The 24,050-nt window shown below is 69.6% G+C and carries 21 protein-coding genes; 11 read left to right on the forward strand and 10 right to left on the reverse strand.

The window, feature by feature from the left end:
- Positions 1 to 118: 118 nt before the first annotated feature.
- Together ACTMTI_RS09130 and ACTMTI_RS09135 are read right to left on the reverse strand one after the other, a co-directional pair.
- Entirely contained in the window at positions 119 to 466 is a 348-nt protein-coding gene (locus ACTMTI_RS09130; protein WP_441119555.1) for a hypothetical protein, read from the reverse strand.
- Between the two features lie 329 nt (positions 467 to 795).
- Positions 796 to 1,320 carry an ATP-binding protein gene (locus ACTMTI_RS09135; protein WP_441119485.1) on the reverse strand — a complete coding sequence of 175 codons (525 nt, stop codon included), beginning with the start codon at positions 1,318 to 1,320 and terminating at the stop codon, positions 796 to 798.
- 526 nt (positions 1,321 to 1,846) lie between these two features.
- On the opposite strand from ACTMTI_RS09135, the gene ACTMTI_RS09140 reads away from it, so the two are divergent.
- Positions 1,847 to 2,089 carry a hypothetical protein gene (locus tag ACTMTI_RS09140; RefSeq protein ID WP_441119486.1) on the forward strand — a complete coding sequence of 81 codons (243 nt, stop codon included), beginning with the start codon at positions 1,847 to 1,849 and terminating at the stop codon, positions 2,087 to 2,089.
- Between the two features lie 10 nt (positions 2,090 to 2,099).
- Here ACTMTI_RS09140 and ACTMTI_RS09145 read toward each other — a convergent pair whose 3' ends face one another.
- Positions 2,100 to 3,527, reverse strand: a complete 1,428-nt coding sequence (locus ACTMTI_RS09145; protein WP_441119487.1) for an aldehyde dehydrogenase family protein — start codon at positions 3,525 to 3,527, stop codon at positions 2,100 to 2,102.
- A 292-nt stretch (positions 3,528 to 3,819) separates the two neighbouring features.
- Here ACTMTI_RS09145 and ACTMTI_RS09150 point away from each other — a divergent pair, with 292 nt between their 5' ends.
- A complete protein-coding gene (locus ACTMTI_RS09150; protein WP_441119489.1) occupies positions 3,820 to 4,443 on the forward strand; it encodes a TetR/AcrR family transcriptional regulator in 624 nt (207 codons plus the stop codon).
- A gap of 70 nt (positions 4,444 to 4,513) precedes the next feature.
- The gene (locus ACTMTI_RS09155; RefSeq protein ID WP_441119491.1) at positions 4,514 to 5,692 is read left to right on the forward strand and encodes an extracellular solute-binding protein; all 1,179 of its coding nucleotides are present in this window, start codon (positions 4,514 to 4,516) and stop codon (positions 5,690 to 5,692) included.
- A gap of 119 nt (positions 5,693 to 5,811) precedes the next feature.
- On the opposite strand, the gene ACTMTI_RS09160 is transcribed toward ACTMTI_RS09155, so the two are convergent.
- Positions 5,812 to 6,012 (reverse strand): hypothetical protein, encoded by a 201-nt coding sequence (locus ACTMTI_RS09160; RefSeq protein WP_441119493.1) that lies wholly within the window; start codon positions 6,010 to 6,012, stop codon positions 5,812 to 5,814.
- Positions 6,013 to 6,223: 211 nt separating this feature from the next.
- Positions 6,224 to 7,552 carry a 4-aminobutyrate--2-oxoglutarate transaminase gene (gabT, locus tag ACTMTI_RS09165; protein WP_441119494.1) on the reverse strand — a complete coding sequence of 443 codons (1,329 nt, stop codon included), beginning with the start codon at positions 7,550 to 7,552 and terminating at the stop codon, positions 6,224 to 6,226.
- A gap of 91 nt (positions 7,553 to 7,643) precedes the next feature.
- On the opposite strand from gabT, the gene ACTMTI_RS09170 reads away from it, so the two are divergent.
- Positions 7,644 to 9,422, forward strand: coding sequence for a PucR family transcriptional regulator (locus tag ACTMTI_RS09170; protein WP_441119496.1), 1,779 nt, complete (start codon positions 7,644 to 7,646; stop codon positions 9,420 to 9,422).
- 8 nt (positions 9,423 to 9,430) lie between these two features.
- On the opposite strand, the gene ACTMTI_RS09175 is transcribed toward ACTMTI_RS09170, so the two are convergent.
- Both ACTMTI_RS09175 and ACTMTI_RS09180 read right to left on the reverse strand, forming a co-directional pair.
- The gene (locus tag ACTMTI_RS09175) at positions 9,431 to 10,939 is read right to left on the reverse strand and encodes a CoA-acylating methylmalonate-semialdehyde dehydrogenase (protein ID WP_441119497.1); all 1,509 of its coding nucleotides are present in this window, start codon (positions 10,937 to 10,939) and stop codon (positions 9,431 to 9,433) included.
- Positions 10,936 to 12,216, reverse strand: coding sequence for an aspartate aminotransferase family protein (locus ACTMTI_RS09180; RefSeq protein WP_441119499.1), 1,281 nt, complete (start codon positions 12,214 to 12,216; stop codon positions 10,936 to 10,938). Before ACTMTI_RS09180 ends, ACTMTI_RS09175 begins: the two co-directional genes overlap by 4 nt.
- Positions 12,217 to 12,461: 245 nt before the next feature.
- Here ACTMTI_RS09180 and ACTMTI_RS09185 point away from each other — a divergent pair, with 245 nt between their 5' ends.
- Positions 12,462 to 13,160 (forward strand): alternative oxidase, encoded by a 699-nt coding sequence (locus ACTMTI_RS09185; RefSeq protein ID WP_441119500.1) that lies wholly within the window; start codon positions 12,462 to 12,464, stop codon positions 13,158 to 13,160.
- Here ACTMTI_RS09185 and ACTMTI_RS09190 read toward each other — a convergent pair.
- Positions 13,157 to 14,617 carry an MFS transporter gene (locus ACTMTI_RS09190; RefSeq protein ID WP_441119502.1) on the reverse strand — a complete coding sequence of 487 codons (1,461 nt, stop codon included), beginning with the start codon at positions 14,615 to 14,617 and terminating at the stop codon, positions 13,157 to 13,159. The genes ACTMTI_RS09185 and ACTMTI_RS09190 overlap by 4 nt on opposite strands.
- A 55-nt stretch (positions 14,618 to 14,672) precedes the next feature.
- On the opposite strand from ACTMTI_RS09190, the gene ACTMTI_RS09195 reads away from it, so the two are divergent.
- The 4 genes from ACTMTI_RS09195 (at position 14,673) to ACTMTI_RS09210 (ending at position 19,123) form a co-directional block, all read left to right on the forward strand.
- Positions 14,673 to 15,374 carry a TetR/AcrR family transcriptional regulator C-terminal domain-containing protein gene (locus tag ACTMTI_RS09195; protein ID WP_441119504.1) on the forward strand — a complete coding sequence of 234 codons (702 nt, stop codon included), beginning with the start codon at positions 14,673 to 14,675 and terminating at the stop codon, positions 15,372 to 15,374.
- Positions 15,375 to 15,386: 12 nt separating this feature from the next.
- The gene (locus ACTMTI_RS09200; protein WP_441119506.1) at positions 15,387 to 17,015 is read left to right on the forward strand and encodes an AMP-binding protein; all 1,629 of its coding nucleotides are present in this window, start codon (positions 15,387 to 15,389) and stop codon (positions 17,013 to 17,015) included.
- 80 nt (positions 17,016 to 17,095) lie between these two features.
- Complete coding sequence (locus ACTMTI_RS09205) at positions 17,096 to 18,712, forward strand: PucR family transcriptional regulator (RefSeq protein WP_441119508.1); 1,617 nt, start codon at positions 17,096 to 17,098, stop codon at positions 18,710 to 18,712.
- Positions 18,713 to 18,739: 27 nt separating this feature from the next.
- On the forward strand, positions 18,740 to 19,123 hold the full coding sequence (locus ACTMTI_RS09210; protein ID WP_441119510.1) for a cupin domain-containing protein: 384 nt from the start codon (positions 18,740 to 18,742) through the stop codon (positions 19,121 to 19,123).
- A gap of 87 nt (positions 19,124 to 19,210) precedes the next feature.
- Here the strand turns inward: ACTMTI_RS09210 and trpS are convergent, their stop codons facing one another.
- A complete protein-coding gene (gene trpS, locus ACTMTI_RS09215; protein ID WP_441119511.1) occupies positions 19,211 to 20,173 on the reverse strand; it encodes a tryptophan--tRNA ligase in 963 nt (320 codons plus the stop codon).
- 258 nt (positions 20,174 to 20,431) lie between these two features.
- Between trpS and ACTMTI_RS09220 the strand changes: the two genes are divergently transcribed.
- On the forward strand, positions 20,432 to 21,910 hold the full coding sequence (locus ACTMTI_RS09220) for a phosphodiester glycosidase family protein (protein WP_441119513.1): 1,479 nt from the start codon (positions 20,432 to 20,434) through the stop codon (positions 21,908 to 21,910).
- Between the two features lie 53 nt (positions 21,911 to 21,963).
- Here the strand turns inward: ACTMTI_RS09220 and ACTMTI_RS09225 are convergent, their stop codons facing one another.
- Positions 21,964 to 22,473 carry a MarR family winged helix-turn-helix transcriptional regulator gene (locus ACTMTI_RS09225; RefSeq protein WP_441119557.1) on the reverse strand — a complete coding sequence of 170 codons (510 nt, stop codon included), beginning with the start codon at positions 22,471 to 22,473 and terminating at the stop codon, positions 21,964 to 21,966.
- 85 nt (positions 22,474 to 22,558) lie between these two features.
- Here ACTMTI_RS09225 and ACTMTI_RS09230 point away from each other — a divergent pair, with 85 nt between their 5' ends.
- Positions 22,559 to 24,019, forward strand: coding sequence for an MFS transporter (locus tag ACTMTI_RS09230; RefSeq protein WP_441119514.1), 1,461 nt, complete (start codon positions 22,559 to 22,561; stop codon positions 24,017 to 24,019).
- Positions 24,020 to 24,050 lie beyond the last annotated feature (31 nt).

The raw sequence follows: 24,050 nt of genomic DNA on the forward strand, positions 1-24,050 counted from the left end.
GCAGAACGATTCCACCGACGAACGAATCACCACACCGATCGAGGCGATCACGCAAGTAGGAGACCACGAAAGTGGCATCCTTGCTCGACAGCCCAGCCGCGACTCCCGTGTCAACCATCTAGAGCTTGGGCCTCTTGACCACCTTGGCGGAGAGGTTCCTGCTCCATGCCGGCAAGCGATGCATCAGGAATGTGGTTTCCAGCCACGGTTGGCAGTTGGACGCGGTCACGCGATCCAACTGCCAACGGTGAGCTCCCTCACCGAGAGCGGCCACAGCGTGAGAAGGTCGACACGGCCGGCCAGCGTCTCTAGCGATGGACGGGACGGTGAGGAAGTTACTGGACCCGGTCAGGAGGAACTGTCCGGGACTGCTGTCGCTGTCCACCACCTCTTTGATCGCCAGAACAAGGGGCTCGCCAACTCGCTGCACCTCGTCGATCACTAGAGGCGCTCCCAGTTCGCTCAGATACGTGCGGGGATCTCGCTGAGCGGCATCGCGGTCTCTCCGCGATCCAGCGTGACGTACGCGGCATCAAGCCACCCCACAAATTCTCCGACACGTACTCGACGTTCTATCCCGGCTCTACTCAACAGTTTCTCCGGCACGTACTCCACATTTTCTCCTAGGGGGTGCAGTTGTATCGGCGTGACGATCTTGTAAGAGTTCCATGTCCGGGCTGAGGTGTTGTCGCTGCCTGTCATCGGTGCCCACGAGGCGAACGGATTACGGATCGCGTCTTCTGCCCGACACGACACGACACAGCGCGGACTCTGGCGGTGGCCGTGTGGTCACGGTCAGCCGACTTCCCGAATCCTGGCCCAGATCCTGTGGCCGACCTCGTCGTCGCCTTCGTACCCGACCTGGTCCGCGATCGCGGCGACGATGGCGAGCCCGCAGCCGCGCCTGGCGCTGGTCCGGCTGGGGAGTTTGAAGCGGGGAACGCCGCCCCCGCCGCAGTCGTAGACCGCGACGGTGATCGTGGTCGTCGTGCGGCTGATCTCGACAACGAGAGTGCCATGCGGGCGGCCGCTGCTGGTGTGCTGGAGGGCGTTCGCGGCGAGCTCGGCGACGATCTGCTCGGCGTCGTTCTGACAAGGAGAGTCGGCCAGGAGATAGCGGGTGAAGTGGCGGGCGTGGGGGATCTGATCGGGTGTGCCGGAGAAGGTGCGCCGCCAGATCAGGCCGCCGGGGTGCAAGTCGATCATCGCGTCTACGAGTTCGCGTCGGACCGCAGGGGATTGTGCGGTCGGCTCCTGCTCGCGCTGCTTGGGAACGAACGGGACGGTGGGCGTGTCGACGAGCTTGGCGTTGTCGAGCATTGGGTTTCTCCGCGGACGTGTGAACGGGGGTTCGGCGGCGGATCGGGCGTGGCGATCCGTCATATGCACGGTGCCTTGGAAGCGTTGTCGTGTGGATCTCCATCTCGGGCTTGGTAGCCACTCCACCCGCTATCGGCGTTGACCTGTGTGAATCCAGGAGGATCGGCGCTCGACCTCTCCTTGAGGCCGAAACCATACGATCAGCTCGTAGTCGAAGATGTACAATGCGTGCGCAATCCCAGGTGAGAGGGGTGCGTGATGTTCGGCGAGGGCTATCAGCTGCTACTTCGGGCCCGTTCGTGGAGCAAGTGCCTTCGCGAGAAGAGCTTCACCTGGGACCAGATCGCCGACGTGCTCGCGCTCACCCGTGGTGCCCGGACATGCGTGGCCGAATTGTTGAGATCAACGACAAGCCCACGCTTCACCAGGCAAGCAGCGCCACCCTAGCCGCCAGGGCAGAGACGCTGGCGGGCAAGGTGCGCGCGCGGGCCGCGAGGCATTGAGCGCGTTCTCATCGTCCTGGTCGGTGCCTGCCAAATATCGGGGCAAGGACACAGGCCGGATCGAAGACCCTAAAAAGGTGCTGAAGGCGGAGGTTTCGGCTAGAAGTTATCGGGAGTCCGACGCACCGCTCATCCTGGAGAAGGCGGTCGAGCTCGGGTTGCTCGGCCGCCCGGCAGGCCAGAATCTTTCGTACGCCCAATTCCGCAGCGGTGTGATGGAGTGCTGCGCGAATCACCTCACGAAGGGAACCAAGGCAAGGCGATGAACCCATCGCATCAAAGCGTCAGCCCTGTCAGCACCATGACCTTCTCGTACGTGAGGTCCTCCATCGCCGAGTGCAGCCCCTCACGCCCGATCCCCGAGTCCTTGACCCCGCCATAAGGCATCTGGTCGGCCCGGTACGACGGCACGTCACCGATGATCACACCACCCACCTCCAGCTCCCGGTTCGCCCGGAAGGCGGCGTCCAGCGAGCGCGTGAACACGCCGGCCTGCAGGCCGTACTGGGAGTCGTTGACCATGGCGTACGCTTCGTCGATCGAGGCGGCGCGCTGAACGATCATGACAGGGCCGAAGACCTCCTCGCTCGCCACCTTGGCGTCGGACGGGACGTCCGTCAGCACGGTCGGGGCGATCGCGGCGCCCTCGCGGGTGCCGCCCGCCAGCACGCGGGCGCCCGCCGCGACGGCCTCCTGGACCCACTGCTCGACCCGGTCCGCGGCGGCCTCCGAGACCAACGGCCCGACCTGCGTCTTCTCGTCGGCCGGGTCGCCGGTGACGAGGCCGGAGACGGCCGGGAGCAGGCGCTCGACGAACGCGTCGTAGACCGGCTGCTCGACGATCACCCGCTGCACCGCGATGCAGCTCTGGCCGGCCTGGTAGTTGGAGTAGAGGGCGATGCGCTGGGCGGCCCAGTCGAGGTCGGCGTCGGCCAGCACGACGGCGGCGGCGTTGCCGCCCAGTTCGAGCGTCACGTGCTTGCGCGGGACCTGGTCGGCGATGGCGTACCCGACCGGCGCGGAACCCGTGAACGACACCACCGGGAGCCGCGGGTCCTGCACCAGTCCGGAGGCGCGCTCGTTCTCGATCGGCAGGACCGAGAACATCCCCGGCGGCAGGTCGGTCTCGGCCAGGAGCTCGCCGAGCAGCAGCGCCGACAGCGGCGTGGCGGGGGCGGGCTTGACGACGACGGGCGCGCCGACGGCGATGGCAGGGGCGACCTTGTGGGCGACCAGGTTCAGTGGGAAGTTGAACGGGGTGATCGCCAGCACGGGGCCGTACGGCACGCGCGACACGTACGCCAGGCGCCCGGTCGCGGCCGGCTCGGTGTCGAGCCGCTGCACGCCGCCCGACCAGCGGCGGGCCTCCTCGGCGGCGAAGCGGAACGTGGCCACGGCGCGGGCGGCCTCGCCGCGCGCCCAGAGGATCGGCTTGCCGTTCTCCGCGGTGATCAGCTGGGCGATCTCGTCGGCCCGCTCCGCGATGCGGCGTGAGACGTGGGCCAGCGCCTCCGCCCGTACGTGCACGGGCAGCGCGGCGGCCTCCCGCGCCACCGCGTGCGCGGCCGCGACGGCCTCCTCGACCTGGGCTTCGGTCGGCACGGAGTGGCGGCCGACCGCGCGGCCGTCGTGGGGATTGGTCACGGTGAGCTCGGTGTCCCCGGTCGCTGGGCGGCCGGCCAGCCAGAAGGTACGCACGTCCATACCTCGACGTTATGCCAAGCGTGGGACCGGGGAATTACACCAGGATGCACAAGAGTCCCGTGAGGGCTCACCCTTAAGTACAAGCCCCCTGGTATACCCATGATGTAACAGAAGTAGACCTAATTCGGGATGTTTACCATGCGGAGTGGTTTGAGGGATCTCCGCCATGGCTAAGTCATCGGGTGCGGGTCTCCAGCGCGGTGGGCCCCCGATCTGAGAAAGGCGTGGGCCCCGTGACCGAACAGCGTGAGGTCACAAGGACGCTTGGTTCCTTGGCCACGAAGGGGGTCTCATGACCTCGGCGCCTCTGGGGCTGCAGGGCGCCTACCTCCTGGGTGAGCGCGCCAGCCACGACGAACTTCGCTCCCGCCTCCTCGACGTGGCGGTGAACCTGCTCCAAACGGACGGTCCGGAGAGCCTGACCATGCGCCGGATCGCCACCGAGGCAGGCTGCACGACGACCGTCATCTACACGATGTTCGGCAACAGGGAAGGTTTGGCGGAGGCGCTCTATCTGGAGGGGTTCGAGCGCTTCCGCCGCTTCCTGGAGGCGGTGCCGCAGCGGCGGAACCCGCTGGAGCACCTCCACGCGCTCGGGCCGGCGTACCGGCAGGCATGCCAGTCCGAGCCGGGCTACTACAGCCTGATGTTCGAGCGGGCCATCCCGGGCTTCGAGCCGAGCGAGCGCGCCAGAACCCTGGCCCGCGCGGCGCTGAACATCCTCGACCGGGTGATCGCCGAATGCATCTCGGCGGGATATCTCATCCCGACCCAGCCCCGCAAGATCGCCGACGCGCTGTGGGCGGCGGCGCAGGGGGCGATCAGCCTGGAACGCGCCGGGCACCTGCGCGACGGGCGCACCTATGAGGCGGTCACGACGGCGATCATCTGTTGCTACCTCGTCGAGAAGAAGTAGGCGGCGGGAGCGACGCACCTCCTCCGGCCCCGTCCCCGGTAAGCTCCTGCCACGGACGGAGGGGGACATCGTGGATCGTGGGCGTACGTATGCCGTGGTGCTCGCCGCATCGGCGCTGGTCGTCGGCATAGGCGCGGCCGGTCCCACCCCGGCGGCGACCCCGGCGCCCACGCCACGGAGCGCCACGCCCGCGCCGACGCCGACGCCCAAGGGCACTCCCACTCCCAGTGCGACGCAGAGCGATGGCACGCTGCAGATCCTCACCTACCGCGGCTACGCCGAGTACGGCGGCATCAGCCCCAAGGTCAACTGGGTGGGCTCGTTCGAGAAGGAGACCGGCTGCCGGATCGCCAAGCTCGACACAGTGCAGACCGCCGAGGCCATGGACACCGCGATCAAGGACCGCGCCTACGACCTCGTCTCCGCCGGGCCCGTGCTGGCCGCCGACCTGATCGCGAACAAGCAGGTGCAGCCCATCGACCCGGCCAAGGTGAGCGACTACGAGGACATCGACGAGCGCTTCCGCGACATGCTCACGGTGTCGGGCAAGGTCTACGGGGTGCCCTACCTGTGGGGATATTACGAGTTCATCTATGACGCCGCCAAGGTCAAGGGCGACCTGAAGGCGGCCTTCGGCTCCGAGCGGACGGCGCTCAAGGACAGCCCGCTGACGATCGCCGACGCCGCGCTGGCCACCGGGTCGGCCAAGAAGCCGTTCGAGCTGAGCAAGGAGGAGCTCGACCAGGCGATGACGGCGCTGGAGGAAGCCAAGGAGCGCACCTACTGGACCAACCCCATCGATCTGATCCAGGGGTTCGCCACCGGGGAGCTCGATTACGCGCAGGCCACTCCGTACTATCGCCTGCTGCTGCAGAAGGCCGGCAAGCAGGTCAAAACCATCCCGGCGCGCGAGACCACCGGCTGGGTCGACTCCTGGATGCTCGGCGCCGGCGTGCCCGACACCACCTGCGCCTACCGGTGGCTCAACTGGATGACCGCGCCGAACGCGCAGCGCGACGCCGCCGCGTGGGTCGGCCTCGCGCCGGCCAACGACAAGGCGTGCAAGGGGCGGGCCGAGCCCATCTGCGAGGCGTACGCGGTCGGCGAGCCCGAGCGGATCGACCAGGTGGCCTTCGCCGTCCGGCCACCCGGGGATTGCCGGCCGCCGGAGGGGGAATGCACTGACTATGCCGTTGCCGGAGCCGATCCGGACACCTGGACCAACCGGTGGGAGGAACTCACCAAGTGAGTCGGCGCCGCCGACCCCCACCTGACCATGCCGCGGCCGCACCCCTCCCCCCGCTGGGTGCGGTCTGCAGAGGCGCCCCGGGCCTTCCCCCCGTCCCGGGGCGTCCCGCTGTCACCCGGTCAACGGGATGGAAAGGCCACGACGGTGGCCATCGGCGCGGGCAGCAGCGCCTCGGCGCAGTCGCCGCAAGCGAGCACCGGCGCGTTGTCGGGCAGCCGCCCCACCCGCACCCGAGGCCTCGGCCACCGCTTGTGACAGACGACGCAGGCGTCGCCGTCGCGCTGGGCCCAGCTCAGACCCTCAGGGTCGAACGTCAACATTTCCCGCGCCGTTCTTGTCGGACCCCAGTTCATCACGTTCCCAGCAGCCCTCGCCCATCCGTATGTCGGATCCGTTATAACCCTGACCGCGGCCGTGATCCTCTAGCTGGGCGTCAAGTAAGGGTGAATTCTCTACCCAAGTGACGGCTGTTACACGCACAAAATCGGGCATCCAGCCGCAAGCCGGATGCCCGATTGGTGGGGGTTTCTTCTAGAGATCGGCGATCGCCTTCTCCAGGATGCCGAGGCCCTCCTCGAGCAGGTGCTCAGGGATGACCAGCGGGGGAAGGAAGCGCAGCACGTTGCCGTACGTGCCCGCCGTCAGCACCAACAGCCCTTCGGCGTGGCAGCGCTTGACGATCTCCTGTACGGCGGTCGGGTTCGGCTCCTTGGTGCCCGGCTCGACGAGCTCGATCGCGATCATCGCGCCCCGGCCGCGTACGTCGCCGATCACGTCGAAGCGCTCCTGGAGCGCCTTGAGCCGGGGCAGCATGATCTCGCCGATCCGGCGGGCCCTGGCGACCAGATCCTCCTCTTCGATGGTCTCCAGCACGCCGAGTGCGGCCTCGCAGGCCAGAGGGTTGCCGCCGTACGTGCCGCCGAGCCCGCCCACGTGCACCTTGTCCATGATCTCCGCGCGGCCGGTCACGGCGGCCAGCGGCAGGCCGCCCGCGATGCCCTTGGCGGTGGTGATGATGTCCGGCACCACGCCCTCGTCCTCGCAGGCGAACAGGTCACCGGTACGCGCGAAGCCGGTCTGCACCTCGTCGGCCACGAACACGATGCCGTTATCCCGGCAGAACTCCGCGATCCGCGGCAGGAAGCCCCTGGCCGGCACGATGAAGCCGCCCTCGCCGGCGATCGGCTCGATCACGACGGCGGCCACGTTCCCGGGGCCGATCTGCTTGGTGATCAGGTCGATGGCCTGCTCCGCCGCCTCCTCCGCGCAGTTGTCCGGCCCGGTCGGCCAGCGGTACGGGTACGCCAGCGGCACCCGGTACACCTCGGGCGCGAACGGCCCGAAGCCCTGCTTGTACGGCATGTTCTTGGCCGTCAGTGTCATGGTGAGCAGCGTGCGGCCGTGGTATCCGTGGTCGAACACCACGACGCCCTGTCTGCCGGTGGCCAGCCTGGCGATCTTGACGGCGTTCTCCACGGCCTCGGCACCCGAGTTCACCAGGAACGTCCGCTTCTCGTGGTCGCCCGGGGTCAGCTCATTGAGCCGCTCGCACACCCGGACGTACGACTCGTACGGAGTGACCATGAAACAGGTGTGGGTGAAGTCGGCGACCTGCTTCTGGACCCGCTCGACGACCTTGGGCGCGGCGTTGCCGACGTTCGTCACCGCGATGCCCGAGCCGAAGTCGATCAGCGAGTTCCCGTCGGCGTCCTGCACCACGCCGCCGCCGGCTCGGGTGACGAAGACCGGAAGGGTGGTGCCGATGCCGGGCGGGACGGCGGCCTGCTTGCGGGCCAGCAGCTCCTGGGACTTGGGGCCTGGGATCGCGGTCACGACGCGCCGCTCCTGGGGAATGCTCATGGGTTCGACGCTACGGCGGCCCCCGACCTGCTCCGATACGCCGATATGTCACACTGTGGGTGCTCGCCTTTGCCAGAATGGACAATCTCGCATGCCGCCTACGCTGCAGACCGTGGTGCGCCGCATGGGGCTGCGGCCCCTGGCCGGTCCCGCGTCGCTGACCGGGGTCGTGCGCTGGGTCGCGGTGAGCGAGCTCGCCGATCCTACGCCGTACCTGGAGGGCGACGAACTGCTGCTCACCACGGGGATGCGGCTGCAGGCCGACCAGCCACGACCGGCCGCCTCCGAACAGGCCGTCGCGGAGTACGTCGCCCGCCTGGTGACGCGGGGCGTCGCCGGGCTCGGTTTCGGCGTCGGCGTCTCGCACGAGGAGGTCCCCGCCGCGCTGATCAAGGCCGCCGGTGAGGCCGGGCTGCCGCTGCTGGAGGTGCCGCGCGAGACGCCGTTCATCGCGATCGGCAAGGCGGTCAGCGAGCTGCTGGCCGCCGAGCAGTACGAGGAGGTCACCCGTGCCTTCGCCGCCCAGGGCCGGCTGACGCGGGCGGCGCTCCGGCCGGAGGGCGTGCACGCGGTCATCGACCGGCTGGCCCAGGAGGTCGGCGGGTGGGCCGCGCTGCTGGACGAGACGGGCGAGGTACGCCACGCCACCCGCGGCGCCAGAACGGCGCCCGTCACCGCCGAACTCACCCGCCTCCGCACCGGCCGCCTCCCGGAGCCCGGCTCCGCCGGAAGACACCGTCCTGCCAAGGGCAGTCCGCCCGCCCTGTCCGAGAGCAGCACCCGTCCGGGCACCACGCCCGGCGGCCGGACCGGAGCTCAGGAGCCTGGCAGCGCCGAAGGCGGCGGGCTGGGCGACATTTCGGGCGGCGCGGCCGGACGAGGCGGTCTTCGGGTGCCTGCGAGCCTGGCGCTGTCCGGGCCCGGCGAGCACATCGTCGTGCAGCCCCTGGGCGGCGGGGCGCGGCCGCGCGGCTTCTTCGCCGTCGGAGCCGAGCAGGCGTTCTCGCCCGTCACCCACACTGTGATCAACGCCGCCGGATCCCTGCTCACGCTGGCCATGGAGCAGGGCAGGGCCCACCTGGAGGCCGCGCGGCGGGTCCGGGCGGCGGCGCTGGAGCTGCTGCTGGCCGGGGCGAAGGAGCAGGCGCACACGGTGCTCGGGCCGCTCGGCGGACGCCTGCCGAATGAGCCGCTGGTGGTGCTCGCGACCCGAGCCGACGCGCTCGACGCGCTGGAGGCACACGGCTTCGCAGCCCTCCCCGACACCGTGGGGGACTCGGCACCGCAGCAGACCGGAGGGCGGGAGGCGGGATCGATGGCCGTCGCCCTGGCGGCCGAGGCCGCAGCGGACGAGGTGGCGCTGGAGTCCGGCGCGCCGGTGGGCCTCAGCCTGCCGTGCGGGTACGACCCGGCAGCGCTACGCGGCGCCATCGACCAGGCCAGGCGGGCGTTGGAGGCCGCCGAACGGGCCGTGGCCCGACGGGCCGCCGGGAGTCCCGGCGGCCATGGAGCTGAAGCGAGCGCCGGGACCCGAGGGGCCGGCAAGGGCAGGCGCCGCGTGGTGAGGTTCGCGGAACTGGCCGGTCAAGGCCTGCTCCGGCTGCTCGACCAGCCCGCCGCCGAGGCGTTCTCGGCCGCGCTCCTGGCCCCGCTCAACGCGTACGGCACCCGCGTGGACCTCGTCGAGTCGCTCCGCGCTTACCTGGACAGCAACGGCCACTGGGACGCGGCCGCCCAGCGTCTGGGCGTGCACCGGCACACGCTGCGCTACCGCATGAAACGCGTCGCCGAGCTGCTCGATCGCGACCTCGACGACCCCGGCGTGCGGGCCGAGCTGTGGCTCGCCCTCCAGGCGGCCCGCCGCCGCTGAGATCCGGATCAGGTGTTGGTGGGGAAGCCCAGGCTCACGCCGCCGTGTGAGGGGTCGAGCCAGCGGGAGGTGACGACCTTGCCCCGGGTGTAGAAGTGCACACCCTCGGTTCCGTGCACGTGCGTGTCGCCGAAGAGGGAGGACTTCCAGCCGCCGAAGCTGTAGAAGGCCATCGGCACCGGGATGGGCACGTTGATGCCGACCATGCCGACCTCGACCTCGTTCTGGAAGCGCCGGGCCGCACCGCCGTCGTTGGTGAAGACGGCGGTGCCGTTGCCGTACTGGCCGCCGTTGATCAGCTCCAGCCCTTCCTCGTACGAGCCGACGCGCACGATCGACAGCACCGGGCCGAAGATCTCGTCGGTGTGCGTACGCGAGCCGGCCGGAACCTGGTCGAGCACCGTCGGCCCGAGCCAGAAGCCGGGTGTCTCGGCCGCCCTGCCACCGCCCAGCACGGCCGTCTCACGGCCGTCCACCACCAGCTTGGCGCCCTCCTCGACGCCGAGATCCAGGTAGGAGGCCACCTTGTCGCGGTGCGCCGCGGTGACGAGCGGCCCCATCTCGGACTTCGGGTCGTCGCCGGGGCCGACCACGAGCTTGTCGACCCGCTCGACGATCTTCTGGACGAGCTCGTCGCCGATCGGGTCCACGGCCAGCACGACGGAGATCGCCATGCACCGCTCCCCCGCCGAGCCGAACCCGGCCGACACCGCCGAGTCCGCCACCAGGTCGAGGTCGGCGTCGGGGAGCACGAGCATGTGGTTCTTGGCCCCGCCGAGCGCCTGCACGCGCTTGCCGTGCGCGGTGCCGGTCTCGTAGACGTACTTGGCGATCGGGGTGGAGCCGACGAACGACACGCCGCGCACGTCGGGGTGCTCCAGCAACCGGTCGACGGCGGCCTTGTCGCCCTGCACGACGCTGAACACGCCGTCGGGCAGCCCCGCCTGCTGCCAGAGCCGGGCCATGAGCAGCGACGCCGACGGGTCCTTCTCCGACGGCTTGAGCACGAAGGCGTTCCCGCACGCGATCGCGATCGGGAACATCCACATCGGCACCATGGCCGGGAAGTTGAACGGGGTGATCCCGGCCACCACGCCCAGCGGCTGGCGGATCGAGTAGGAGTCGACCCGGGTCGAGACGCCTTCGGAGAAGCCGCCCTTGAGCAGGTGCGGGATGCCACAGGCGAACTCGACGACCTCGAGGCCGCGCGCCACCTCGCCGAGCGCGTCGGAGTGCACCTTGCCGTGCTCGGCGGAGATCAGGGCGGCCAGCTCGTCGCGGTGGGCGTACATGAGCTCGCGGAAGCGGAACAGCACCTGCGACCGCTTGACCAGTGACGCGTCCCGCCAGGCGGGGAAGGCCGCGACGGCGGCCGCCACGGCCGCGTCCACGTCGGCCGCCGAGGCGAGCGCGACGTGCCCGCTGACCTCGCCGGTGGCCGGGTTGAAGAGCTCGGCGGTGCGGCCTGGGTCGCCGTCCGCGAGGGCGCCGTTGATCCAGTGCTTGACCGTCTTCACTGTGCCGCTGCCTCTGTGTTGATGACTTCGAGTGCGTTGACGATGATCCCGAGGCCCTCGGTCGCCTCGTCCACCGTGAGGGTGAGGGGCGGGGCCATGCGGATGGCGGTGCCGTACAGGCCGCCCTTGCCCGCCAGCAGGCCGGCCTTCTTGGTCTCCTCCATGAAGCGGGCCGCCTGAGCCGGGGTCTCCAGCTCGATGGCGAACATCAGGCCCTTGCCGCGCACGTCCTTGATGACGGGAAGGCGCTCGGCGGCCTGGCGAAGCCCCCGGATGATGATCTCGCCGGTGCGTGCCGCGTTGGCCTGCAGGTTGTGGTCGAGCACGTAGTCGAGGGTGGCGTTGGCCGCGGCCATGGAGATCGGGTTGCCGCCGAACGTGGACAGGCCCACGGCGTGCGGCGCGTCCATCAGGTCGCCGCGCGCCACGATGCCGCCCACGGCGAACCCGTTGCCCAGCCCCTTGGCAAAGGTGATCATGTCAGGGGTCACGCCGTGGTTCTGGATGCCGAAGAACGCGCTGCCGGTGCGGCCCCAGCCGGTCTGCACCTCATCGGAGATGAACAGGATGCCCTGCTCGTCCAGCACCTCCTTGTAGGCGGCGAACAGCCCGTCGGGCGCCATAGTGAAGCCGCCCACGCCCTGGATCGGCTCGGCGATCAGCGCGGCCACGTCGTTGGAGACCGCGGTGGTCAGCACGTGGCGCAGGTCGTCCACGCACGCGGCGATGTAGTCGGCGTCCGACAGCCCCTTGAACTGGACCAGGTGCCGGTCGGCGCCGTGCAGGAAGTGCACGTTGAGCGGGGAGAGCGAGTTGTTCTTCCACGACCGGTTGGAGGTGACGCTGATCGCGCCGAAGCTGCGCCCGTGGTAGCTCTGCCGCATGGCGAGCACCTGGTCGCTCTTGCGCGCGTACGTCGCCAGCAGCAGCGCGGTCTCGTTGGCCTCGGTGCCGGAGTTGGTGAAGAAGACCTTGGCGTCGGGGATGCCGGAGAGCCGGGCGATCTTCTCGGCCAGCTCGATCTGGCCGCGCAACAGGTAGACGGTGCTGGTGTGGACCACGCCCGTGGCGAGCTGGCGCTCGACGGCCCCGCGCACTTCGGGCACGTCGTAGCCGATCATGTTGGTCAGGATTCCGGCGAAGAAGTCCAGGTAGCTCTTGCCGTCGGCGTCGATGACGCGGTTGCCCTTGCCGCTGACGATCTCGATGGGGTCGTTGAAGTTGAGTGCCAACCAGTTGGGCATGACCGCCCGATGGCGCGCGAGAAGCTCCGACATGCTCACGAGTATCCCGTTCCGATCCAGCTCGCCCCGTCTACAGCCTGTCGTCATGACAGCGGAATGCCTTACATCTTGCAAACTACCGCGCCCCATCCCCTAGGGGATGTCCCGTCCGCCTGGCGATGTATCTGAAGTCCAGCCGCTACGCCGCCGGAGGCACCTCGAATGACCTCTTGCGGACGACGCCCCGGAGCACCCCTCTGGACGACGATCGAGGCATCCGAACCGAAGGGGAGATCGAGATGACCATCACCATCGACCGCCGCCCGGAGACGCCGTCCGGTCCGCCCAAGCTCGACCGCAACGAGCTCCGCCGGGCCCAGCAGGACACGCTGGACACCCCACGCATGGACTACAGCCTGCTGGCCAAGATGATGTTCAAGCCGGTGGACCTCATCTACGGGAAAAAGGGCTCCTATACGAAGTTCGCCATGCTGGAGATCATCGCCCGCGTGCCGTACCAGGCATGGGAGCGGATGGGCTACTTGGCCGTGCACCGGCACGCGGGCCGCTCGGCGCTGGCCAGGAGGATCTTCGAGCGGATCGTGGAGGCCCGCGCCGACCAGGACAACGAGCAGTGGCACCTGCTGATCATGCAGGACCTGGTGCAGCGCACCGGGCAGAAGCAGAACTGGCTGCTGCACAAGGCGGCGCCCTGGCTGATCGCCTTCTTCTACTACCACGTGTCCTGGGTGCTGTTCCTGATCCGGCCGGACTGGAGCTACCGGCTGAACGCGGAGTTCGAGGACCACGCCGAACACGAGTACATGACGTTCGTGGCGGAGAACCCGGACCTGGAGTTCGTGCCCGACCCCGGCACGTACGCCGCCGAGTACGGCCGCTACCGCTCGGTGGCCGACCTGCTCCGGCAGATCGGCCACGACGAGCGCACGCACAAGCTCGACAGCCTGGAGAGCATGCGTGAGCCCCGTGTCCGCTAGACGTTGCTGTTCTCCGGCGCCGGCTCCGGGGCCGCGACGGGCTTGGCCGGGCGCAGCACGCTGACGGCGAGCAGCGCGGCGGCCACGCAGAACGCGGCCCCCACCCACGAGCCGAGGTGCATGGCGGAGGTGAAGGCCTCGTTGGCGACCTCGGCGTAGCCCATCGGGTGCGCGGCGCCGATCGACTCCCTGGCCGCGGCGGGCAGGTGGGCAGGCATCTCGGAGGTGTACTGCCCGGCCAGCACGCTGCCCAGGATGGCGATGCTCAGCGCCATGCCGACCTGCTGGACGGTGTCGTTGAGCGCGGAGCCGACGCCGGCGTGGTCCATCGGGATGGCACCCATGAGCGAGGCGTAGGCGGACGGACCGGCCAGGCCGCCGCCGATGCCCATGAGCACCAGGCCGGTGAGCAGCGGCAGGTATCCCGTGGTCAGGGCCATGACGACGAAGCCGCCGGCCATCAGCAGCAGCCCGGCGCCGATCAGCACCCGGTTGCTGACCTTCTGCCCCAGCCCGGCGCCGACGCCGTTGAAGATCGCGGCGGCCACGGCGTAGGGCAGCATGGCGAGGCCCGCCTGCATCTCCCCGTAGCCCAGTACGAACTGCAGGTACTGGGTGAGCATCAGCATCACGGCGCCCGCACCGAACGCCATCAGCAGGATCGAGAACGACGCGCCGCTGAAGTTACGGTTGGCGAACAGGTGGAGCAGCAGCATCGGCTGCTCCTGCCGGCGCTCCCAGACCACGAAGGCGCCCAGGGCGAGGACCGCCAGCGCGATGACGGGGATGTTCCACTCACGCTCGATGATCACGTAGACGGCCGCGGTGAGGCCCACGATGGACAGCACCACGCCCACCGGGTCGATCTTCCGGCCGGCGCTGCGGGTTTCGGGCATGAGGACGACGGCGGCCACGATGGCGACCGCCGCGATCGGGACGTTCAGCAGGAAGACCGAGCCCCACCAGTAGTTCTCCAGCATGAGGCCGCCCAGCGTCGGGCCCGCCACCATGCCGACCAGGGCCACGGCGCTCCAGGCGGCCATGGCCTTGCGCCGCTCCTCCTCGTCGAACACGGTCATCAGGATCGACAGTGTGGAGGGCATCATGATGGAGCCGCCGATGCCCATCAGTGCCCGCGCGGCGATGAGCTGCCAGGGCTCGGTGACGAGCACGGCGAGCAGTGACGCGCCGCCGAAGAACGCCAAGCCGATGATCAGGAACCGGCGGCGGCCGTACTTGTCGGACAGGCTGCCCGCGGTGAGCAGCAAGCCGGCGAAGGCCAGCACGTAGGCGTCGATGATCCACTGGATGTCCGACGGGGTGGCGCCCATCTCCTCGTTGAGCGACGGGATGGCGAGGTTGAGCACGGTGTTGTCGACGACCAGCACCAAGAGCGCCAAGCACAGGACGACGAGGATCCACCACCGGCGGGGGTCTCGTACAGTGTTCGAGTTCACTCGCACACTGTACGACAACTCTCGCACACTGTGCGAGTGGATTTATCCTTGTCCCATGACCAGCAAGCAGTTCACCTCCGTCTGGCTCCGCGAGCCGCGCAAGGCCACGAGTCCGGGCCGCAGCCGCGCAGAGATCGTCAAGGCGGCCATAGAGCTGCTGGACGAGGAAGGGCGCGACGGGCTGAGCATGCGCAAGCTCGGCGCGAAGCTCAGCGCGGGCGCCACCAGCCTCTACTGGTACGTCGCCAACAAGGACGAGCTGCTGGAGCTGGCCTACGACGAGATCTGGGGCGAGATGAGGCTGCCCGACCACGAGGAGGTGGGGTGGCGCGAGGCCGCCTCGGTGCTGGCCTACAGCATGCGCCACACGATGCTGCGCCACCCGTGGACGGCCGATCTCATCGGCCGCCTGCCCGCGCTCGGCCCCAACGCGCTTCAGATGTCCGACCAGATGCGGAAGATGTTCGAGAAGGCCGGCTTCACCGGGCTGGACGTCGACTTCGCCAACGCCGCGCTCACCGCCTACGTGTTCGGCATGACGATCCCCGAGATCGCCTGGAACACCTCGGCGTCCGGCCAGGAATACGACGCCGACAAGATGCGCGAGGCGGTCGCCAAGGCCGCCGCCCAGTTCCCCGACCTGCTGGCGCGCATGGACATGCAGCGCTACGAGGATCCGCAGACGCTGCGCGCGATGGCCTTCGACTTCGGGCTCGTGTCGATGCTCGACGGCCTTGAGCGGCGGCTGGCGACGTAGCAGGATCCGGGCATGAGTGATTTCCGTGCCGCCCGCGACTTCCTCCTCAACGCCGACCCCGCCACCGCGCGCCGCGACTTCCGCTGGCCGGAGCTCGCCGAGTTCAACTGGGCGCTCGACTGGTTCGACGGGGTTCTGGCCGCCGAGACCCCCGACGCCGTCGCTCTCAAGATCGTGGGGTCGAGCCCGGCCGTCTACACCTTCGCCGAGCTGTCGGCCCGCTCCAACCAGGTCGCGAACTGGCTGCACGAGCAGGGGGTGCGCCGAGGGGATCGGATCCTGCTCATGCTGGGCAACCAGGCCGAGCTGTGGGAGGCGATGCTGGCCGCGATGAAGCTGGGCGCGGTCATCATCCCGGCCACGACGCTGCTGACCGCCAAGGACATCGTGGAGCGGATCGAGCGCGGCGGCGTCGCGCACGTGATCGCCAACGCCGCCGACGCGGGCCGGTTCGGGGCCGGCGAATACACCAAGATCGCCGTCGGCGACGCGTACAACTGGCTGCCGTACCACGAGGCGTACGAGGCGCACGAGAGCTTCACCCCGGACGGGCCGACGCGGGCCGGCGACACGCTGCTGCTCTACTTCACCTCCGGTACGACCTCGCAGCCCAAGCTGGTCGAGCACACACACGCGTCCTATCCGGCCGGGCACCTGTCGACCATGTTCTGGATCGGCGTGCGGCCGGGCGACGTGCATCTCAACGTGTCGTCTCCGGGATGGGCCAAGCACGCGTGGAGCAACGTGTTCGCGCCGTGGAACGCGGGGGCCACCGTGCTGATCCACAACTACCCGCGCTTCGCCGCCCCGGCGCTGCTCGAAGTGCTGCGGGACGAGCGGGTCACCACGTTCTGCGCGCCGCCGACCGTGTGGCGGATGCTCATCCAGGAGGATCTGACGGCCTGGAAGCTGCCCCTGCGTACGGCCGTCGCCGCCGGCGAGCCGCTCAATCCCGAGATCATCGACCAGGTCGCCAAGGCGTGGGGCATCACGATCCGGGACGGCTACGGCCAGACCGAGACCACCGCGCAGATCGGCAACGCTCCGGACGAGCCGGTCAAGCCCGGCTCCATGGGGCGCCCGCTGCCGGGCTACGAGGTGGTGCTCGTCGACCCCGTCAGCGGCGAGCCCGGGGACGACGGCGAGATCTGCCTGCCGCTGGACGAGCGCCGCCCGCTCGGCCTCATGGCGGGTTACGTCGGCGGCACCGGCGAGGCGACGCGCGGCGGCTTCTACCACACCGGCGACGTCGCCACCCGCGACCAGGACGGCTACATCACCTACGTGGGCCGCACCGACGACGTCTTCAAGGCCTCCGACTACCGCATCTCGCCGTTCGAGCTGGAGAGCGTGCTGCTGGAGCACGCGGCCGTGGCGGAGGCGGCCGTGGTGCCCGCCCCCGATCCGGTACGGCTGGCCGTGCCGAAGGCGTACGTGACGCTCGCGCCCGGATTCGAGGCCGGCGAGGAGACCGCACGGTCGATCTTCCAGCACTGCCGCCGGGAACTGGCCCCGTACAAGCGGGTGCGCCGGCTGGAGTTCGGCGAGCTGCCCAAGACGATCTCCGGCAAGATCCGCAGGGTCGAGTTGCGGGTGCGGGAGCCCCAGCGGGAATTCCGCGAGGAAGACCTCAACCCGTGACGTGAGGGGCACTCAATCCCTGACAAAGCGTAAATGGCTGCATGGCCGTTTTTACATATTGATCGGCTAGGCTCTGCCCCGTGCTGCCCACCATCGCCGACGTCCTCGCCCTGGAGACCGTACGCCGGGGTGGCCCGCGCGTGGTGGCGGGCGCCGACCGGCTCGACACGAAGGTGCGGTGGGTGCACGTCGGAGAGATCGCCGACATCGCGCACCTGCTGCGCGGCGGTGAGCTGGTGCTCACCACGGGCGTCGCGCTCCCGGAGGACCCGGCGAAACTCGCCGACTACATCGGTGACCTCTCCGCCGTGGGCGCCTCCGGGCTGATCGTGGAGCTGGGCCGCAGGTTCGTCGGAGAGCTGCCGCGGGCCGTGGTCAAGTCGGCCGAGGAACTCGGGTTCCCGGTCGTCGTGCTGACCCGCGAGACGCCGTTCGTGCAGATCACCGAGTCCGTGCACGCCCGGATCATCGACATCCAGCTGGAGGAGCTGCGGGCCTCGGAGCAGCTCCACGAGGTCTTCACCGAGCTGTCGGTCGAGGGCGCCTCCCCGGCCGAGGTGCTCGCCCAGGTGGCCCGGCTGTCCAGCCGGCCGGTGCTGCTGGAGAACCTCGCGCACCAGGTGCTGGCCTGCGAGTCCGCCGGGCGCGACGCGGGCACCCTGCTGGCCGGGTGGGAGACCAGGTCGCGGGCGGTGGCCCCGGCCGAGCGCACCGCGTACGACCTGGCCTCGGGGTGGCTGGTCACCACGGTCGGGGCGCGCGGGCAGGACTGGGGCCGGCTGATCCTGATCTGCGACGCGCCGCCGTCGCCGCGCGACATGGTGCTGGCCGAGCGGGCCGCCACCACGCTCGCCCTGGGCCGGCTGCTGGAGCGCCACCAGGAGTCGCTCGAACGCCAGGCCCACGGCACGATCATCACGGGCATCCTGACCCACGCCTACTCCGACCCCGACGAGGCCGCCGCCCGCGCCCGCGCCGTCGGCGTGCCGCTGACGGGACGCAAGCTCGTCAGCGTGGTCATCCGCCCGACCGACCCCGTCGACCAGGCGCTGGACGGCCAGGCGCAGCTCGGCGAGCTGGCCGAGGCCACCGCGGGGGCCTGCCGCGACGCCCGCCTGCCCGCCTTGGTGGGCGCGCTCGACCAGGAGCGGGTCGGCGTCCTGCTGCCGCTGCCGCCGCGCACCCAGGCAGAGCCGGCGCTGACCGCGCTGAGCGAGCGGCTGCGCGTGCTGTGGCGCCCCGGGTCGGCATTCGTGCTGGCGGCGGGCTCGGTGGTGGAGTCCATCAGGGACGTACGCCGCAGCTTCCTCGAAGCCGAGCAGGTGGCCGACGTGGCGGTCCGGCAGCCGGACGGCCGGGCCTTCTACCGGCTGCCCGACCTGCGCCTGCGCGGCCTGTTGCATCTGCTGCGCGACGACGCGCGGCTGCAGACGTTCGCCGAGCGAGAGCTGAGCCCGCTGCTGGCCCACGACGCGCAGCGGGGCGGCGACCTGACCCGGATCCTGCGCATCTACTTGGACGCCGGCCGCAACAAGGCGGTCGCGGCGCAGAAAGCGCACCTGTCCAGGCCCGCCTTCTACGACCGCCTGCGCCGCCTCGAACGCATCCTCGACACCGACCTCGACGACGTCGAGTCGTGCCTGTCGCTCCACGTGGCGCTGCTGGCACTGGAATCCTTCCGGAGAGAAAGCCGTTAAGCGGGCCCATGTGCTGGAATGAGCGATATGTCTGATGTATTGATGCCCGACCTGGCCGATCTCGGCCGCATGCTCGCGACCGCCGGCGCCTTCGCCGTGCCCGTCCACGACGTACAGCTGAGCCCCGACGAGCTCGCCCCCGAGCAGATCGTCGCCGGCGACCCGGCCACGTCGTCGCTGGAGCTCGGCGACGGCCGGGGCATCTGGGAGATCACGCCGGGGATCGTCACGGACGTGGAGCGGAACGAGATCTTCGTCGTGCTGTCAGGCCGGGCCACGATCGCCGTAGCGGGGGGCACCACGATCGAGGTCGGCCCTGGTGACGTGTGCCTGCTGGCCGAGGGCGCCAGGACCACGTGGATCGTCCACGAGACGCTCCGCAAGGTGTATCAGACCCGCCAATCCGCGTAGCGCTCCGGCTCCCTTGGCCTTGCACGCGCTCCAAGCGGCGGCCACGCTCTTGCGGCGGCTGGATCGCCGCGGGCGGCAGCCTGCCCGCTAAAAGCCCATCGCGGTCCGCACCTCCTGAAGCGTTTTGATCGCCTGCTCGCGGGCTCGCTCGTTGCCCTCTGCCAGGATCCGCCTGGCATCGGACTCGGTGAGCTCGGCCCGCCGGGCCCTGATCGGGCGCAGGAAGTCGTTGACGGCCTCGGTGACCAGGCTCTTGAGTGCGGCCGCGCCGCCGTACCCGATCTCCTCGGCGAGGTCCCGCGGCTCGCGGCCGAGACAGAGGCCCGCCAGCGTGAGCAGGTTCGCCACCTCCGGGCGGCGCGTCTCGTCGTAGGTGATCAGCCGGTCGGCGTCGGTGCGCGCCTTGCGGATGAGGGCGGCCGTCTCGGCTTCGCCGGCCGACAGGGCGATCGCGTTGCCGCGGCTCTTGCTCATCTTGCCGCCGTCGAGGCCCCTGAGCAGCGGCCGCTCCCCCATCATGGCCTCCGGCAGCGGGAACACCTCCCCGTAGCGCTCGTTGAAGCGGCGCGCCACCAGCCGCGTCACCTCCACGTGCGGGAGCTGGTCCTTGCCGACGGGCACCAGCGTGCCCTTGCAGAACAGGATGTCCGCCGCCTGATGCACCGGATAGGTGAACATCAGGCCGCTGACCGCCTGCTGTGAGCTGTGCGCGATCTCGTCCTTCACCGTGGGGTTGCGGCCCAGCTCGGCCACCGACACCAGGCTCAGAAACGGCACCAGCAACTGGTTCAGCTCCGGAATCGCGCTGTGCTGGAAGATCGTCGCCTTGTCCGGGTCGATCCCGACCGCCAGGTAGTCGAGGAGCAGGCCGGTGATGTTGCGCTGGATCTCACCGGGCAGGTCGCGGTCGGTAATCACCTGGTAATCGGCGACCAGCACATACATCGGATGCTCGTCCTGCAGTTTTACCCGGTTGGCGAGCGAGCCGAAATAATGGCCCAGGTGCAACGGTCCAGTGGGGCGGTCGCCGGTGAGCACGACGTCGTTCATTTGGTCTTCTCCTTCGGGTCATTGCCGTCCCGGAGAGGACCCCGCACACGAAAAGGGACCGTCCGGAGACGGCCCACGCATAGGTAATCAGCGGCCGTCTGCCGGCCGCCACCACATGCCGTTGCGTGTCATAGCTGAATTGTATCCGAATGGGATGTCAATTTCGTAACCTCTTTAGTTGATTCGCGTGTTCGCCCGCGTGAGAGACCTTGATCTCGCCAGTATGGTGCGGTCCCTTTTCTGCCCTCTGGAGAGTTCATGTCTCGACGCACCCTCGCTTGCGGCCTGGCCATGGCCGCGGCGCTCACTCTCACCACCCTGCCTGCCGCGTCGGTCGCGGCGGAGCAGGCGTCGGTGAGATTCCCGTCGGCCAAGTTCCCGCTGGGCACCCGGCCCGTCCCGACCAAGACGATGACCGCCGTGACGCAGGGCATCGACCTGTACGACGTGAAAGCGGGCACGTCGACCGACGGCTACACGGTGACCGTCCTGATGCCGAGCGGCCGCGACTACGGTACGCGCCCGACCGCGGAGGCCAAGGTCGCCGAGGTGGAGGCCGCCGGGGAGACCCCGAGCCTGCAGGAAGTGGTCCGGCCGGGCGTGGCCGACGCCCCCTCCCAGACCGTGTACATGGTCCGCGTCGGCCTGTGGTCCTTCAAGGACAAGGCGAAGGCCGACGAGACGGCCAAGAAGCTCAAGGACGCGGACCTGAAGGTCAAGGTCGACTACCTGGGCGACGACGGGCTCAAGACCACGGGCCCGTGGAACGTCAAGGTCGTCATGATCGACGCCGCCACGTTCCGCGGCTCGTACGCCGCCTCGCTCGGCACCAGCGTCGCCAAGCGCGAGACGGTCTCGTCGATGGCCAAGGCCGCCGGCGCCGTGGTCGGCCTGAACGGCGGCTTCTTCAACATCCACACCGCCAAGAACCTGCGCGGCGAGCCCGTCGGCGCGTCGGTGGTGGCCGGCAAGCTGCTCAGCGAGGCCGTGCCGGGCCGCTCGGCCGTCGTGCTCCAGGGCCGCACCGCCAAGATCACCGAGCTGAGGACGACCGTCACCGCGGTCTCTCAGGACGGCCAGAAGACCGAGGTCAACGGCGTCAACAGGGCCGCCACGACGGACGAGCTGGTGCTGTACACGGAGGAGTACGGAGCCAAGACCCCGACCGGAGGGACCGACGCGGTCATCGACGCCAACGGCAAGGTCCTCGGCCTGCGGGCCTCGGGTGCCGCGGTGGCCAAGGGCACGCGGGTGCTGCACGGCAACGGCCTGTCCGGCGACTGGCTCAACGAGCACGCCTGGCAGGAGTGGACGGTCAAGATCGACACCAAGGTCGTCGACCTGCGTACCGACAAGGCGCTCAAGCTGACCCCGGACCTGAACGTGATCGCGGGCGGCGTCGGGCTCGTCAGGAACGGCAAGGTGCAGATCACCGCCAAGCGCGACGGCCACGACTCCATGAACATGATCCTGCGCCGCCACCCGCGCACCCTCCTCGGCGTCACCAGGAACGGCAGCCTGATCCTGGCCACCATCGACGGCCGCCAGCCCGGCGTGACCGTGGGCGCGAACTTCGTGGAGGCCGCCCAGTTCATGCGCTGGCTGGGGGCGCGCCAGGCCATCAACCTGGACGGCGGCGGCTCGACGACGATGGTCGTCGGCGGGAAGCTGGTCAACCGCCCCTCGGACGGGGCGGAGCGCGGCGTGGGCGACGCCCTGCTGGTCCTGCCCAAGTAATGGAGTGAGAACGGGGGCCCGCGCGTGTGCGTGCGGGCCCTCTTTTTGTGGTCTTATGCGGTAGCCGCCGGCTTCGAGTTCGGGGCTCCGGGCCGGGCCGCCACCAGGCCGTCCACCACGGCTCTGAGCAGTTGGAGCGCCGCGTCGAGGTCGCCGGTGTCGCGCCCGGCGGCCGCCGAGACCTCTGCGGCCCATTCCTGCCGGACGATGGCGTAGTTGGCTTTGCCGCGCTCGGTCAAGTGGACCGTCACCCCTCGGCGATCGTCCGGGCAGACATGTCGCTCGATGAGACCCTTGGATTCGAGCCCGCGCAGGACGGCGGAGAGGTTGGTGCGCTGCAGCCCGGTGGCGGCGGCGATCCGGCTGGGCGGGGCAGCGGGGTCACCTTGCAGGTGGCGCATCACCATGCCTTCCGACGGCGACAGCTGGACGGCCCGCTCGTCGGTGTAGCCGCGGAACTGGATCTCCCGGGCAATGATCAGCGCCAGGTCCGCCAGGTCGGCCCACCGCGGGTCCGTGTCTGAGCCGAGGTCTTCGTCCGGCTGCGGCGATTGGTCGTACATCACACCTCCAAGGGTAAACCGTTGCCCAAAAATAGTTATACCTTCATAGTAGTCATGGCTCCATAACTATCTGGATGGAGGCGTCATGGAGACCACTCTTTCCGCTCGGCACACGGGTGTCGCGCAGGGATCTCCGCGCGCTATGGCGCAGGCCGGCGGGTTGCACCCCTTCGGGGTGTTCATCCTGCTGGCAGGCGCGTTCTTGCCGATCATGGACTTCTTCATCACGAACGTCGCCCTGCCCAGCATCGACGCCTCGTTGCACGCCACGTCGTCGTCGCTGGAGCTGGTGATCGCCGGGTACGGCGTGGCCTACGCGGCCCTGCTGGTGCTGGGCGGCCGGTTGGGCGACCGCTACGGCCGGCACCGGATCTTCCTCGGCGCGCTGGTGGGCTTCATCGTCGCCTCCTTGTCATGCGGTATCGCTCCCACCGTGGAGGTCCTGATCGCGGCCCGCATCGTGCAGGGCGCCACCGCCGCGCTGCTGATCCCACAGGTGCTGGCAACGTTCCACCACACCTTGGAAGGGGAGCGCAAAGCCCGCGCGGTGGCCATGTACGGGGCGACCTCCGGCATCGCCGCCGTGGTCGGGCAGCTGGTGGGCGGCCTGCTGGTCTCCGCCGACATCGCCGGGACGTCGTGGCGGCCGATCTTCCTGGTGAACGTGCCCATCGGCGTGATCGTGCTGCTGGTGGCGGCGCGGATCATGCCCGATACCCGCTCGAACCACCCCGTCGGTATCGACCTGCCCGGCACGGTGCTGTTCGCCGCGACCCTCACCGCCCTCCTCGTCCCCCTGACCGAGGGACACTCCCTGGGCTGGCCGTGGTGGACCTGGGCGATGATCGCCCTGGCGGTCGTGCTGGGCGCCGCCACCTTCGTGGTGGAGAAGCGCGCCGAGCAACGCGGTGAGATCCCGCTGCTGCCGCCGTCGCTGCTGCGCCTGCCGTCGATGTCGCGGGGCCTGGCGATGGTGCTGGCCTTCAGCATCGGCTTCGGCGCGTTCATGTTCGTCTTCGCGCTGACCGTGCAGAACGGACTGCACGAGGACGCGCTGCACGGCGGTCTGGCGATTCTGCCGATGGCCCTGCTGTTCTTCGCCGGCTCCCTGCTGGCGCCGCGCCTGATCAACCGCTTCGGCCGGGCCGCGCTGTCCACCGGCGCCGCGGTGCAGTTCGCCGGCCTGGCCCTGCTGGTGATGGTGGTCGTCCAGAAGTGGCCGCACGTCAGCCTGTGGGCCATGGCCGTACCCCTGGCCCTGGCCGGCGCCGGGCAGTCGATGCTGTTCGCCGGGCTGTTCCGCAGCGTGCTGGCCGACGTCCCCACCCACCTCGGCGGCGTCGGCAGCGGCGTGCTGATCACCCTGCAGCAAAGCGGCCTCGCCCTCGGCGTGGCCGCCCTCGGCACCGTCTACCTCGCGCTGGAACCGCACAACGTGCCCCACGCCTTCGCCGCAGTCGAGTACGTGCACATGGGCATCGTCGCCCTGCTCGCCATCGGCGCCGCCGCCCTGCCGCGCTTCACCCGGGCCCCGGCCGAAGGCTGACGTCGACTCGATCCGCCTTTCCAGCAGTGCC

Origin of the sequence: Nonomuraea sp. H19 (assembly GCF_052068215.1) — a bacterium.
Lineage (GTDB): Bacteria > Actinomycetota > Actinomycetes > Streptosporangiales > Streptosporangiaceae > Nonomuraea.